Source organism: Allopusillimonas ginsengisoli (genome assembly GCF_004153455.1).
GTDB classification, from domain to species: domain Bacteria; phylum Pseudomonadota; class Gammaproteobacteria; order Burkholderiales; family Burkholderiaceae_B; genus Allopusillimonas; species Allopusillimonas ginsengisoli.
The window spans coordinates 855,831-869,097 of the sequence record NZ_SDQE01000001.1; the positions used below are offsets into that span (position 1 = coordinate 855,831).

The 13,267-nt window shown below is 57.5% G+C and carries 17 protein-coding genes, 3 tRNA genes and 2 pseudogenes; 14 read left to right on the top strand and 8 right to left on the bottom strand.

All coding sequences use genetic code 11. The features are described from left to right. Positions 1-267: 267 nt before the first annotated feature. The 8 genes from miaB (at position 268) to ERE07_RS04220 (ending at position 6,461) form a co-directional block, all read left to right on the top strand. Positions 268-1,716, top strand: coding sequence for a tRNA (N6-isopentenyl adenosine(37)-C2)-methylthiotransferase MiaB (gene miaB, locus ERE07_RS04185; protein ID WP_130007525.1), 1,449 nt, complete (start codon positions 268-270; stop codon positions 1,714-1,716). Further along, positions 1,713-2,729: a PhoH family protein gene (locus ERE07_RS04190; protein WP_130007526.1), complete on the top strand. Its 1,017-nt coding sequence runs from the start codon at positions 1,713-1,715 to the stop codon at positions 2,727-2,729. The genes miaB and ERE07_RS04190 overlap by 4 nt, the downstream gene beginning before the upstream one ends. Continuing rightward, entirely contained in the window at positions 2,719-3,264 is a 546-nt protein-coding gene (ybeY, locus tag ERE07_RS04195; protein ID WP_130007527.1) for an rRNA maturation RNase YbeY, read from the top strand. Before ERE07_RS04190 ends, ybeY begins: the two co-directional genes overlap by 11 nt. A 128-nt stretch (positions 3,265-3,392) precedes the next feature. Beyond that, positions 3,393-4,280, top strand: a complete 888-nt coding sequence (locus ERE07_RS04200; RefSeq protein ID WP_130007528.1) for a CorC family transporter — start codon at positions 3,393-3,395, stop codon at positions 4,278-4,280. 4 nt (positions 4,281-4,284) lie between these two features. Continuing rightward, positions 4,285-5,934, top strand: a complete 1,650-nt coding sequence (lnt, locus tag ERE07_RS04205; protein WP_245153392.1) for an apolipoprotein N-acyltransferase — start codon at positions 4,285-4,287, stop codon at positions 5,932-5,934. A 191-nt stretch (positions 5,935-6,125) separates the two neighbouring features. Further along, positions 6,126-6,201: transfer RNA gene (locus tag ERE07_RS04210), tRNA-Ala, on the top strand. Between the two features lie 66 nt (positions 6,202-6,267). Then, a tRNA-Glu gene (locus tag ERE07_RS04215) sits at positions 6,268-6,343 on the top strand. Positions 6,344-6,384: 41 nt separating this feature from the next. Further along, a tRNA-Asp gene (locus ERE07_RS04220) sits at positions 6,385-6,461 on the top strand. A 97-nt stretch (positions 6,462-6,558) separates the two neighbouring features. Here ERE07_RS04220 and ERE07_RS22315 read toward each other — a convergent pair. From ERE07_RS22315 to ERE07_RS04230, 3 genes are read right to left on the bottom strand one after another with little or no spacing between them, the layout of a single operon-like run. After that, entirely contained in the window at positions 6,559-6,660 is a 102-nt protein-coding gene (locus ERE07_RS22315; RefSeq protein WP_425330954.1) for a TA system antitoxin ParD family protein, read from the bottom strand. Between the two features lie 32 nt (positions 6,661-6,692). Beyond that, the gene (locus tag ERE07_RS04225) at positions 6,693-7,094 is read right to left on the bottom strand and encodes a type II toxin-antitoxin system VapC family toxin (protein WP_130007530.1); all 402 of its coding nucleotides are present in this window, start codon (positions 7,092-7,094) and stop codon (positions 6,693-6,695) included. Beyond that, complete coding sequence (locus tag ERE07_RS04230; protein WP_130007531.1) at positions 7,091-7,363, bottom strand: antitoxin; 273 nt, start codon at positions 7,361-7,363, stop codon at positions 7,091-7,093. Before ERE07_RS04230 ends, ERE07_RS04225 begins: the two co-directional genes overlap by 4 nt. Before the next feature lie 276 nt (positions 7,364-7,639). Between ERE07_RS04230 and ERE07_RS22230 the strand changes: the two are divergent. Further along, positions 7,640-7,729: pseudogene (locus ERE07_RS22230) on the top strand (XRE family transcriptional regulator); the annotation flags it as partial. 70 nt (positions 7,730-7,799) lie between these two features. Continuing rightward, positions 7,800-7,886, top strand: a pseudogene (locus ERE07_RS22320) (hypothetical protein); the annotation flags it as partial. A 62-nt stretch (positions 7,887-7,948) separates the two neighbouring features. Here ERE07_RS22320 and ERE07_RS21965 read toward each other — a convergent pair. Together ERE07_RS21965 and ERE07_RS04250 are read right to left on the bottom strand one after the other, a co-directional pair. Further along, entirely contained in the window at positions 7,949-8,422 is a 474-nt protein-coding gene (locus tag ERE07_RS21965; RefSeq protein WP_130007532.1) for a DUF2214 domain-containing protein, read from the bottom strand. A 10-nt stretch (positions 8,423-8,432) separates the two neighbouring features. Next, on the bottom strand, positions 8,433-8,870 hold the full coding sequence (locus ERE07_RS04250) for a DUF6152 family protein (RefSeq protein ID WP_245153394.1): 438 nt from the start codon (positions 8,868-8,870) through the stop codon (positions 8,433-8,435). 236 nt (positions 8,871-9,106) lie between these two features. Between ERE07_RS04250 and ERE07_RS04255 the strand changes: the two genes are divergently transcribed. The 3 genes from ERE07_RS04255 to ERE07_RS04265 all read left to right on the top strand — a co-directional run bounded on the left by ERE07_RS04255 (position 9,107) and on the right by ERE07_RS04265 (position 10,113). Next, the gene (locus ERE07_RS04255; protein ID WP_130007533.1) at positions 9,107-9,406 is read left to right on the top strand and encodes a type II toxin-antitoxin system RelE/ParE family toxin; all 300 of its coding nucleotides are present in this window, start codon (positions 9,107-9,109) and stop codon (positions 9,404-9,406) included. Between the two features lie 35 nt (positions 9,407-9,441). Then, on the top strand, positions 9,442-9,723 hold the full coding sequence (locus ERE07_RS04260) for a helix-turn-helix domain-containing protein (protein ID WP_130007534.1): 282 nt from the start codon (positions 9,442-9,444) through the stop codon (positions 9,721-9,723). Positions 9,724-9,819: 96 nt separating this feature from the next. Next, positions 9,820-10,113, top strand: coding sequence for a HigA family addiction module antitoxin (locus ERE07_RS04265; RefSeq protein WP_209021078.1), 294 nt, complete (start codon positions 9,820-9,822; stop codon positions 10,111-10,113). Positions 10,114-10,306: 193 nt separating this feature from the next. On the opposite strand, the gene ERE07_RS21610 is transcribed toward ERE07_RS04265, so the two are convergent. The 3 genes from ERE07_RS21610 to ERE07_RS04280 form a co-directional block, all read right to left on the bottom strand. Next, positions 10,307-10,723: a hypothetical protein gene (locus ERE07_RS21610; RefSeq protein ID WP_167670718.1), complete on the bottom strand. Its 417-nt coding sequence runs from the start codon at positions 10,721-10,723 to the stop codon at positions 10,307-10,309. 352 nt (positions 10,724-11,075) lie between these two features. After that, a complete protein-coding gene (locus ERE07_RS04275) occupies positions 11,076-11,735 on the bottom strand; it encodes an ATPase (RefSeq protein WP_130007537.1) in 660 nt (219 codons plus the stop codon). Then, on the bottom strand, positions 11,732-12,136 hold the full coding sequence (locus tag ERE07_RS04280) for a TA system antitoxin ParD family protein (protein ID WP_167670719.1): 405 nt from the start codon (positions 12,134-12,136) through the stop codon (positions 11,732-11,734). Before ERE07_RS04280 ends, ERE07_RS04275 begins: the two co-directional genes overlap by 4 nt. A 354-nt stretch (positions 12,137-12,490) precedes the next feature. Between ERE07_RS04280 and ERE07_RS04285 the strand changes: the two genes are divergently transcribed. Beyond that, positions 12,491-13,144 carry an alpha/beta fold hydrolase gene (locus ERE07_RS04285; protein WP_130007539.1) on the top strand — a complete coding sequence of 218 codons (654 nt, stop codon included), beginning with the start codon at positions 12,491-12,493 and terminating at the stop codon, positions 13,142-13,144. The last annotated feature ends 123 nt before the right edge of the window (positions 13,145-13,267 follow it).

The following is a 13,267-nucleotide window of genomic DNA, read 5'->3' on the forward strand; positions in this document are numbered from 1 at the left end:
CAAAAGTTTCGGCATGTACGGAAACCCGCCCGTTCGCACAACGCGCGGAGTTCTCCTTCGGAATCACTCATATACATGTTTTACTTTCGCAATTGTATACACAGAAGCTATATATTTATATAGTCCAGACATATTGGGGTCACTAGTCCAGACATATCGAGGTCACTAGTCCAGGGTATTTGACTGTTACGCCGACCGCCTGCAACCCGGTACAATACCGCTTTTATCCTGTGCCCCCGGGATATACACCCGTCACGGCAAATACTCATGCACGAAATCAACATCAAACGCGATGCAGGCCTGAACGCCGCCTCGCCGGTTTCACCCTCGCAGCCCGCCAGCAGAACGCCCGACCCCGTCGCGCCTCACCGCAAGCTGTTCATACGCACCTTTGGCTGCCAGATGAACGAATACGACTCCGACAAAATGGCGGATGTTCTGCGCGAAGACCAGGGTGTGGAAATCACCCAAAATCCCGAAGAAGCCGACATCATTCTGTTCAACACCTGTTCCGTGCGCGAGAAAGCGCAGGAAAAGGTATTCTCGGATCTGGGCCGGGTGCAGCATCTGCGCCAGGCCAAGCCCGATCTCATCATCGGCGTAGGTGGTTGCGTTGCAAGCCAAGAAGGCGAAGCCATCGTCAAGCGCGCACCCTATGTCGACGTCGTCTTCGGACCGCAAACCTTGCATCGCCTGCCCGAGCTCATTGCCCGCCGCCGCGCTTCCGGTCGCTCGCAAGTGGACATCAGCTTTCCCGAAATCGAAAAGTTCGACAACCTGCCGCCGGCGCGGGTAGATGGGCCTACCGCCTTCGTCTCCATCATGGAAGGCTGCAGCAAGTACTGCAGCTTCTGCGTGGTGCCCTATACACGCGGCGCTGAAGTCTCGCGCCCCTTCGACGACGTACTGGTCGAAGTCGCCGATCTGGCCGACCAGGGGGTCAAAGAAGTCACGCTGCTGGGCCAGAACGTGAATGCCTACCGCGGCCCCATGGGCGACAGCCACGAGATCGCGGATTTCGCCATGCTGCTTGAGTATGTCCACGAGATTCCGGGGATAGAGCGCATCCGCTACACCACCTCGCACCCCAAGGAAATGACCACGCGCCTGATCGAAGCCCATGGCGCGCTGCCCAAGCTTGTGCCCTTCCTGCACTTGCCGGTACAGGCTGGCAGTGATGCCACCCTCGCCGCAATGAAGCGTGGCTACACCACGCTGGAGTTCAAATCCATCGTGCGCCGGCTAAGAGCGGCCCGCCCTGGCCTCACACTGTCCTCCGATTTCATCATTGGCTTTCCGGGTGAGACCGAGGTCGACTTCGAAAAAACCATGAAGCTGATCCGCGACGTGGGCTTCGATCAGTCATTTTCCTTTGTCTACTCACGTCGTCCAGGCACACCCGCCGCGGATCTCGAAGACGACACGCCCAAAGAGGTCAAGCTCGAGCGTCTGCACCGCGTGCAGGCGTTGATCAACGAGCAAGCGGCAGAAATCAGCAACGCCATGATCGGCACGACACAACGTATTCTTGTCGAGCGCCCGTCCCGACGCGATCCCGGCGAACTCGCAGGCCGTACCGAAAACAACCGCATGGTTAATTTCGTTGGCAATCCGCGGCTCATCGGCCACATGATCGATGTGCGTATCACGCAGGCGCTCAGCAACTCGCTGCGCGGCGAGGTCGTCACGCACGATTCGCTTGAGGAAACCGCATGACGGCGGCCGCCAGGAACAAGAAGCCGATCACCGTCAAGCTCGACGGCGACAATACCCACCTCGCCAATCTGTGCGGCCCCCTGGACAGCAATCTGCGTCAAATCGCCGACGGCTGGAATGTCAGCATCAGCCGACGCGGCGACCATGTCTCGATCACCGGTGACCAGGCCAAGGCAGCTGCCAAGGCGGTGCAACTCTTCCACCGGCGTGCCGTGCACAAGGCCCTGTCTGTGGATGACATTCAGTTAGGCATGGTGGAACTGGGCGCCGGCCTGGCCCAAACCCAGGGGAAGCCCGCCGTGGAGGTGGCTGAAACCCTGCCGGAACTGCCGCCCGTAGACGACCTGAGCCTGAACCTGCGTACTCGCAAGTCCGACCTTCGGCCACGTACGCCACGCCAGCGTGAGTATCTCAATCACATCTTGCGCCACGACATCACTTTCGGCATCGGGCCTGCGGGCACCGGTAAAACCTGGCTGGCCGTGGCCTGTGCCATCGACGCGCTGGAACGCGAAACCGTGCAGCGCCTGGTGCTTACCCGCCCCGCGGTCGAGGCCGGGGAGCGTCTGGGCTTTCTACCAGGCGACCTGGTACAAAAAGTAGACCCCTATTTGCGGCCGCTTTACGATGCCCTGTACGACCTGATGGGCATAGAGCGCGTACAGCGCCTGTTCGAAAAACAGACCATCGAGATCGCGCCGCTGGCCTACATGCGCGGGCGTACGCTCAATCACGCCTTTGTCATCCTCGACGAAGCACAGAACACAACGCCGGAGCAGATGAAAATGTTCCTGACGCGTATTGGATTCGGCAGTAAGGCAGTTATCAATGGCGATCCGTCTCAAGTGGACTTGCCCCGCGGCCAGGCCAGCGGCTTGATCCACGCCGTGGATGTGCTGCGCGACGTCCAGGGCATCGCCACCACACAATTCACCAGCCGGGACGTCGTCCGCCATCCCCTGGTGGCCCGCATCGTCGATGCCTATGAAAAAGCCGGTGACCATGTCGCGTAACCTCTGCGTGCAGGCAGATTCTCAGGCCACAAGCCAAGGCGCCGGTGCCGCGCCCACGCTGTCGCTCTCCATCCAGTTCGGCACCGAGGCAAAGGAACTGCCGCGCTGGCGCCTGCGTCGCTGGGTGCGGCGCGCGGTGGACGGCGTAGCGCAAGCCTGGCAACAGGCCGGGCCTGACAGCCAGACACTGTGCCATGTAACGCTGGGCCTGCGGCTGGTGGACGATATCGAAGGCCGCGAACTCAATCGGCGCTTTCGAGATAAAGACTACGCCACCAACGTCCTTACTTTTGAATATGGCCTGGATCAAGAGGGCAGCGCGAGCGGCGATATCGTGCTGTGTATTCCCGTGCTTTATCGTGAAGCGGCAGAACAGAACAAACCGGTGCTTTATCATGCCGCCCACCTGGTCGTGCATGGCGTATTGCACGCGCTGGGCTATGATCACCTCGACGATGGCGATGCAGAGGAAATGGAATCCCTCGAAATTTCCATACTCGACGGCATGGGGCTTCCCGATCCCTACCAGCCCTGAAACGCTCAGCGCCGCCGACACAGCGGCATCCTGGAAATATCAATCAAGGATATCCCGGGAACAGCTCGCTTAGCTTGCCCGCGCATAATCGGTTATCCTAAACATTCGTGTATTCAGTCCCTTGGACAATGTCAGACCCTAGCTCTCCCGACCCCGAACCTCGCTCCGCAAAATCCAACAGCAAGTCCCTGTTCAAACGGCTTACGTCGTTCATGCGGCCTTCCGAGCCCGCAGACCGCGAAGACATCAAGGCCGTGCTCGAAGCTGCTTACGATCGCCAAGTGCTGGACGGCGAAGCCTACGCCATGATTTCCGGCGCGCTGGATGTGGCCGACCAGACCGTGGCAGACATCATGGTGCCGCGCTCCAAGATGGATATGCTCGACATCAGCAAACCCTTGTCGGAAATCCTGCCCGAAATCATCGAAACAGGCCATTCGCGCTTTCCGGTATACGAAGACGACCGCGACAATATCGTGGGTATCTTGCTTTCCAAAGACCTGCTGCTCTCCGTCAGCAACCCGTCCATCGCGCTGCGTCCGCTGGTACGACCCGCTGTGTTCATTCCCGAAACCAAACGCCTGAACGTGCTGCTGCACGAATTTCGCATCAGCCGAAATCACCTGGCGATCGTCGTCGATGAGCATGGCGGCATTTCCGGCCTGGTTTCCATGGAAGACGTACTGGAGCAAATCGTCGGCGATATCGAAGACGAATACGACGAAGACGCTGAAAAAACCATATTCCAGACGGGCACCAATAGCTGGCGTGCCATGGGCATCACAGAAATCGATATCTTCAACGAGCATTTCGGCACCAACCTGCCGCACGATGACTACGACACCCTGGGCGGTTGGCTTGCAGCCGAACTCGGCCGCATTCCCAGGCGCGGCGACAGCATCAACCACGAAGGCATGAATATTACCGTTGTAGGCGCCGATACCCGGCGCGCGCTCTGGCTGCATATCCAGCACAATGCCTCAACCCCCCTGGCGCCGCCGAATACCGACGACTGACCTCTTGCAAAACTCCTTCCGCCTTTCCTGGACGCCTTCACCCGCCCTGCTCGCCTTGCTGACCCTGGGCGCCCTGCATGCCCTGTCTTTTGCGCCGGGGCCGCTTCCCCATTGGTCTTTGCCATTTGTACAGATATTCACCCTGGCAGCCATGGCCTGGCATGCCATGCGCGCAACGGGGCTAAGACAAGCGCTCGGGGCGGGATACGCGTTCAGCTTCGGCAACTTTTGCGTTGGGCTGTACTGGCTGTACATCAGCCTGCATCATTACGGGGACCTGGCCGCGCCACTGGCCATTGGCGCGGTCATGATACTTGCGGCGTGGCTAGCCCTGTACGGCGCGCTTGCCACAGGCCTGGCGTACAGTCTTGGGGCGCGTTATTTTAGCGGGGGCTCCAGCTACCAGCGCCAATTGCTTTCCGCAGCCATCTGGGCCTCTTGCTGGGCGCTCAGCGAGTGGCTGCGCGGCACACTGTTTACAGGCCTGCCCTGGCTGAACATCGGGTACGCGCACGTAGAAGGCGTACTGTCGGGCTGGGCGCCCATTGTCGGTGTCTATGGCGTTGCCTGGCTGGCCGCGTTTGCTTCGGCCGCCATCGCCCTGCTCGCCTGCGCCAAGGATACGCAAAACGATGCTCGCGCCGCCGTCGGTGTAGGCGTTGCCGTGCTAACGGGCTTGGCTGGCATTTTTTTCACTCACATGACCTGGGCTGTGCCGCATGGCAAACCCATGATTGTTCGCCTCGTCCAAGGCAATATCCCGCAATCGGACAAGTTCGAGCCCTCGGCGTTTGTCCAGGGCCAGATTGATTACCTTGAGCTGGCCTCGCTCGAACCACGCAGCCTAGACGGCAAGCCCAACCTGATTGTCTTGCCTGAAACGGTTGTGCCCCTCTTTCAGGACGAGGTTGCTCCGAACCTGTGGGATCACTGGCTGGAGGTCGCGCGCACTCGCGAGGCCGACATCATCATGGGCATGCCACTGCATGATAGACTGGCCACGCGCGACCGCTACACCAACAGCGCGATCGGTTTCGATGCCAACACCCCGGCCGCCGACTTTACGTCAGCAACCATGCCAATGCGCTATGACAAGCACCATCTGGTTCCCTTCGGTGAATTTGTCCCCCCTGGATTCCGGTGGTTTGTCGATGCGCTCAGCATTCCGTTGGGTGACTTCGATCGTGGCCAGGTACGCCAGCCACTATTTGCTGTTCACGACCAGATGATCGCGCCGAACATCTGCTACGAAGACGTGTTTGGCGAAGAAATCATACAGTCGGTACGCCCCCTCAACGAGACTGACCCAGGCGCCAGCATTCTTCTCAATCTGAGCAATCTGGGCTGGTTTGGAGACTCCTGGGCCCTGCGCCAGCACCTGCAGATATCTCGCATGCGCGCGCTTGAAACCGCGCGTCCCATGCTGCGCGCCACGAATACCGGCATGACGGCGGCCATCGATCCTGACGGCTCAGTACGCGGCGTGCTGGATGCGATGCACAAAGGGGTGCTCGATGTCGAGGTTCAGGGCACGACGGGCATGACGCCTTATGTACGTTGGGGCAACAGCCTGGCGCTGATCTGGCTGGGACTGTTTCTCGTAGTAGGCGTTGTCTTGCGATTGACTGGCAGGCGTCCATCGCAAGCGGGATAGGGCACGCGATCCTGCGCTTGCCTGGTCATCTCAAGAATGTGACTCACGCCATTGTCCGAGCATTTCTATTTTTCACAGGGCGGACATTCTCACGTTGTGCCAACACATCCCCGGGGGAAATTGCCACGCCAACTTGCACGCATTAAAAATTTCGTGCATAATCTCGCTTCTTCGCTAAACAACCGCGCAACGGGGGTATAGCTCAGCTGGGAGAGCGCTTGCATGGCATGCAAGAGGTCAGCGGTTCGATCCCGCTTACCTCCACCAAGTTCAGTGAAGAATTGCAGTACAGTCGCATTTAATATGCTAGAATGCGCAGCTTGTTTAAGTCCTGTCCCCTTCGTCTAGAGGCCTAGGACACCACCCTTTCACGGTGGGTACAGGGGTTCGAATCCCCTAGGGGACGCCAGGTTTTTTCCTGGCTTTGTAGTTTAAGTAGCACACCGCTGCGGAGCGGTAGTTCAGTTGGTTAGAATACCGGCCTGTCACGCCGGGGGTCGCGGGTTCGAGTCCCGTCCGCTCCGCCAAAGAATTCAGAAGATCAAGCGCTTATTTCTCGTAAGCGCTTTTTTTTCGTCTTATTTATGTTCCAAAGTCGGGGCTTTTATTCCAACGCTCGGAATTTTAGGCCGTCCGCACCCGACCTATGTCGAATCCCGCAACGGATTCTACAGCTTGGTTCAAGCGAATCCAGCATTCGATCTGGCCGCTGACGGCCCTGGACAGATGCTTACGTCAAATCATCCGAATCGACCACCTCATTCGAGCCAGTTTTCGACGGCCAGGCCGCGTATGCGTTCAAACTCCCTGGCGTTCGCCGTCACCAAAGTCATACCCAGCGCGGAAGCATGGGCCGCGATCAACAAGTCGTTTGCGCCGATAGGCTTTCCTGCCGCCTCCAGTTCGGCGCGGATACCACCGTACTCGGTGTCAGCCGGGATATCCAAGGGGATGATGGGAATGACCTCCAGAACGCTTTCCACACGGGCCAGCAGCTTCGCGGAGCCCTTCTTCGCGCAGCCATAGCGCAATTCCGCCGCAACGATGATGCTGGTGCAGATTTTCTGAGGACCGACACGCTCGATATGCCGAGCAGCTGCGCCGTCAGGGTCGCTCATCAAGGCACTGATGATGCTGGTGTCCAGAAGATAGCCGCTCACAGAACTTCGTCCGGTATGGGGGGAGCATCGGAGATGTCGGGAAACCTGTCTTGAGGGGCAAGGGGTTCGCTCTTCCTCCATTGGCCCAATAGCGCCACAATGTCCCGAGGCTTGGACACAGGCTCAATGATGAGGCGCGCGCCTTCACGACGGATGAGAACCCTATCGCCCGGCATTTCAAATTCAGCGGGAATCCTGACTGCCTGGCTGCGATTGTTCCGAAATAGCTTGGCCTCACGCGGCCTGGAGTTGGTAGTAGAGATAGTCATGGCAACACCCCGGTATGTATATGCCATATTGTATATGCCAACGGCACGGAACGGAAAGGCCCGCCAGATTCCGCCCGATCGGCTGCGCCACCACTACGTCAAGCAACGGGTGCGGACGCACCGCTACGTCGATGGCACCTTGGCGGTATTTTATGGACCTCGTTCTTGGCCAGTTATGATGTGAACGGAGCTTGGTTTGAACCATTGTACAAACAGGCCGCCTGATCCGATAACCAACTTGAAGTGAAGTCTCGGGATGGCCAATTGGGGTTGGCGTGCCTGAACCGTTTGGGCTATGACATTGAAATCAAACTCAAGCCCACGGCCAGCGAATCCATGGGCCATTTGACAGTGGCTCTTGCCTAACAAGACGGCATAAAGCAGTCTACGACGGGAAAAGGACAAACCCATATACTCAAATCATAGGCCGGAACAGATCACCAAGCGTCGAGGACACCCCGTGGGAAGCACTCAGGCTGCGACGAAAAAGGCAGTGAAGCTGCGCCTGGATGCTGACGTGTTGGCCGCATTTGGTAGCGCAGCTAGCTACCCAGCCACCGGCAATCTCCCGCCAATTACATCGTCTCAGACAAAACCTATCCAGCGGCCGGCTATGAGGACAGAAAGCCAAAGAATGGTGGATGTGGCGGCCAGGGTTCGAACTCGCACAGATGGCTGGCCGCTGCGCAGGGCTGCATCAAAGTGCTCGCCGCGATGCTGAAGTGCGATGTTGCAGATTGCCAGTACAAGCAGTGTGGCCTTGAAGAGGAAAGCTGGATTCTCTGCGTACTCCACCGGCTTCACTGAGAATAACCAAAGCCCTGTCGTCACCGCGAGTGAGGTGCCCGTCGCCGCTGCGCGTACAAGAAAGGGGCCAAGGGTCAGCAGATCCCGTCTGCGCGTTGAACGCAAAAGAAGCAAATCGAGCGGTAGGATCGCGCCAAGAAGTAGCCCAATACCAAGGATGTGGGCTGCATTGACAACAAGATAGGCGACCCAGTATTCCTGCAGAAAGGCGGCACCGGGCCAGCCGGAAATTGCTTGCAGAAAATCTGTCATCGCCGTGTCGTCATTGCTTGATGCGTTCTGGATACATGTCGTACTGTTTGCCGCCGACCGTAATGCGCACGGCTTTTATATGCGCCTTGTTCGGCTCTTTGGTGCGGTTGCCCAGTACCGTAATGTCATCGCCCACTTTGGCAGTGTCGCCGGAGAAACCTGACCGCTGTGTCTGGCTCGGGTTTCCTAGATCGACTTGCCACAAACGACCATCCTGGTCCTTCACGCGCAGGGCTGGATGTGGCGGCGCCATTGAAATCTCGGTGATGGTGCCCTTCAACTCGGACTGCTCCTCTTCCGCCCAGGCCCAGCCGTGATGCGCGAAGGCTTGCATGGTAAATAGCGCCATGACCGTGGTGCAAAGTATGAGCACCATACGATGCGCTACATTGCGCGCCGTAACGGAGATTACTCGGGTGGCGGTTCGGCTTTCGCTTGATACCGACATAATCACGCTCCTTGAAGTGAGTAAAAAACTGCGAGTCCAACTCATTGACTCAGCTCCCGTTTATTAATGGTACAAGAACCGCCAGTGCCTACGGCCCCCAAAGCGAAGTGTAATAGCCTTTGCCAAACGTCCGCTTTGGAGTCGATAACTGCCGCTCAGCCTTGTCTCTTATCCATATGCTGATAAACAGCAACATTGGGTTTGCCAGAACATACAAAATATTGTATAAATCACACATGCCACCATCCAAGCCTGTCGAGTTCCTCGGAAGCTCACTTGATGATCTTCGTGCCTTCCCACCTTCTGCCAAGCGCGAAGCGGGCCACCAGATCGATCAGGTTCAGAGCGGTGTGGATCCGGATGATTGGAAGCCTATGAACACAGTGGGCCAAGGTGTCAGAGAAATCCGCGTTCGCGATAGTGCTGGCGCCTTCAGGGTCGTCTACGTTGCGAAGTTCGTCGATGCCATCTATGTGATCCATTGCTTTCAGAAAAAGACGCAAAAAACCAACAAAGCGGATATAGATCTAGCCTAGAAATGTTATCGAGACCTATTACAGGAGCTAAGCAAATGAGCAACCAACGATTTGCCAGCATCTGGGATGCCATCGAAGACACCCAGGAAGTAGCGGAGAACATGAAGCTTCGTTCAACCCTCATGACGGCACTGAAGCAGCACATAGTTCGCGTCAAGATGAGTCAGGCCGAAGCCGCCAAGCTTTTTGGTGTGACCCAGCCCCGCGTCTCTGATCTGATGCGCGGAAAAATCAAGGTTTTTGGTCTTGATGCACTGGTCAATATGGCCGCTGCCGCTGGGCTGCACATTGAGATGCGTGTATTTGAACCTGCCTAGGGTTGGGACCAGAATTTCGAATCAAAAACTTTGGAATAAAAGTCTGCAAAACCGCATGAAATCGAGCAAATTTTAACGGTTTTTGGAATGCGACTAATGAGCATGCATAACCCACCCCATCCGGGTGAATTCATATCCGGCATCTACCTTGAACCCAACAATATCAGTGGGCGTAAACTTGCCAAAGCGCTCGGCGTAGCTGCTTCCACACTCAGCCGGGTACTCAACGGCACGTCTCGTGTCACGCCTGAAATGGCACTTCGCCTTTCCAAGGCAGTTGGACGCAGCCCGGAAAGCTGGCTCGCCATGCAGGATGCCCACGACTTGTGGCTCGCCCGCCAGCATGTCGATTTGCAAAGTGTCGATGAGCTTCGCTTCGCCACCGTTTAGCATTCATGCCTTCAATCACAATCACGGGGGAGTCGGTGTCTCAGCCAGTAGTGCAGGAAGAAACCACCGGATGCGGAATCGCATCGGTTGCCAACCTTCCGGGTAAAACATATTCAGACATGAAGGCTGTGGCCGGTGCTAGGGGTAGGCCGTCAAAACGAGCGGACGCACACAGGATTCTAGCCGCGTGCAATCAACGCGCTGCGAGGCGTGCCGCTTCGATTGCTGTGGCAAAAGCCTTGGCCTTGAAGCATTTGATTTTCAAAATTCCCGTGCCAGTTCGGATTTCGATGACGGCCGTAATCAAACCTCGATGAACCACTATATTGTTGATGTTGGCCAGCGATATGGTCACCTCCAGATCTTCCGGGGCAGCATGCAGTGCTTGGTTCATGCTGTTCGGGGCAAAGCTGAGCGTTGCGGTCGTCAATACGGCCTTGCCCCCGACCCACAGCCCGCCCTGCTTGCGGCAACGGACATCAATCTGCCGAGAAATTGCCTTCGGCAAAGGACTGCAATCCCCTCGCCCGTCCTTACCGGCCAGATCTACTGACACTCTCGCATTGGCGAAAAAAGCGTTGGCGAGGCGACTGTCAACGATGTCGGACAAGGCGAACTCCTGTAGAAAATCAGTGCCATGATAACTTACGCACCCAAGGTGGCATGGTCTGAGCGACCCTACCTCATCAAGCGCCCGAAAGCGCAAAGAACAGCGGCGTAACATCCTTCGCAAAGACAACTGGCATATGCGGCGACCTCAACGACAGGCCGAGCTTAATGTGTCATCGACGTGTTCAGCGAAGGCCTTGACAGACGCGGCCATCCGTAAGCTCGGGCGGATTTCACTGTGTATTGCACATTATGCAATGAGCAATGTGTACCCTCTGGACGGCCTGTCACTGCTTATGTGAAAGGCTACGTAACTGTGGTGGCCACCTCCGAAGGTGATTGTGAGGTAGGTATCAGCCCTTATGCCTCGGCCTCGGCGGCTGCTCGGTCTGGGTGAAGGCTTCGATCTCATGCGCGTAAAGGCTTAGCATCCAGGGCGTTGGCTGAGAGTGAACGATGTCGATCAGCCCCGCTCGGAACTCCAGCGCAAGGCGGTGCGGCTGAGCGGCCATGGAGTTGTCGAAAACGTAGGCCCTGTCTGCGCGTATGACGGCCTGGCGAATGAGTTGTTGGTTTCGCTCATAACGCCCCCGGATCTTGTCCTCAGGGACTGGGTGCCCACCCTGCGAGACGCGATGGGCGACGCGAAGCACCGATAGGGTTGGGCTCTGGACGTTGACGTGATAGACAAACACACGGTAACCCGCTGCCTGCGCCTGCTGTAGCAATTCGAGTTTGGAGAGGTGAGAGAAGGTCGATTCTGTGATGAAGCTCTGATTTGCGGCCATGAGCGCTTCGCGCCGTGCGTCGGCCAGATGCTGCCCCTTGCGGGACTCCTCCAGCGTCTGCGCGGCATGCCCAAAATGTCGCATCGCAAGCTCGTCGGGGTTGATGAACTCCAGACTGCGGTAGCGGTCTTGCAACTCATTGCGGTAGAGAGTCGATTTCCCTGCCCCGTTCGGGCCAGCAAGAATGATGAGGACTGGCGGACCAATTTCTGCTGCCAGGATCATTTGGTCGCAGCCCGTCCTTCGTTGGGGTCTTCGAGGACTTCAACGCCGCCCCCGGGTAGTGTGCGAATCAAACGGCCCTGCTCGTCGTAGCCAACTGCACCGCCCGCATCGCCCAGGGCCTTCATGTCCTGGTTGGATTTTGCCGATGGGGTAGCCAAGGCGTTGCCCAGGCTTTCCTCAAAGGCCATCAGTTCATTGTGGGCAAGCAGTCGGACATCGAGCTGACCATTGAGCGCGGCCCGCACCCGATCTATGTCGAAGCCCGGAACGGACTCGACGGCTTGGCCCAAGCGAACCCAATATTCGATCTGGCCGCTGATGGTGCGGTTGAAGGTATCGGCATCGCGCCGGGCCTGGGCGACAATGGTGTCCGACAGCCGAATGGAAGAGGTTGTGGCCATGGCGCACTCCAGAAAACGAGTTACTCTACTATTTGTAGTCATATTACCACTTTATGCCACCATGATCGACAAATGACACTGGCGATTCGTCTTCGCGAACCACGCATGGCTCAGCCTCCGCGTGTACGAAAGGCACGGAGTGAGAGTCTATTCCATCGGTTACAAGCGCCCCGACGGTCCAGAAGACAATGCGGCATAAACTCATGACAGAAGCGAAGGTCCAAGACGTCTGCGCTGCCAACAGCGATTAAATTGTGCGAACGCGATTTCCAAACGACAATAAGTATGTATCGACACAGCTGTGGCCAATGGTGCAATGTTGGCCCGGCGGGCGCATGCGAGAGGACAAATCTGATGACTAGATTCATTTTGGTGCCTGGTGGTTGGCACGGAGGCTGGGCCTTCGATGCTGTTAGCGAGATGCTGTCAAACGAAGGTCATGAAGTGCAGGCGCTCACTCTCTCGGGGCTGGGTAGCGAGCGTTCGACCGGAGCCAATCTCGAACGTCATATTGACGAGGTGGTTCAGGCGATACGCTGGCGCGATACGCGGGCCGTTCTTGTTGGTCATTCGTACGGAGGAATGGTGATCACTGGCGCGGCAGACAAGGAGCCGTCGCGTGTAGAAGCAATCATCTACGCTGATGCCTACGTGCCGGACAACGGCGCATCGGTTTGGTCGCTCACCACGCAACCCTATCGCGAGCGCTTTATAGCGGGCGTGGCTGCGGATGGTTTGAATTGCGCGCCCTCGGCCCATCTGGACAGGCGGTGCCGCCCGCACCCCATCGCCACCTTTCTGCAGTCGATCAAGCTGACCGGCAATTGGCGCAACGTCCGCACCAAAGCCTTCATCGCTGCATTCGGATGGGAGGGAAGCCCGTTCGTGGAGTTGTACACACGTCTGCGACTGGATCCTGAATGGGCCACGCATCGCCTCGACTGCGCGCACGATATTCCTCGATTGGCCCCCGAGGCCCTCACGAGGATTCTCTTGCAGTACGTGTAGGCAAGCCGGGGGCAGCAGGTCGACGGACCTCTAGTCCCCGTTTTTTCTGCGGGCAAGCATGCGGAACGAAGCGATCAGTTCTTCTGATCAGCCGAAATGACAGCATAGCGCTATGTTCGGCCC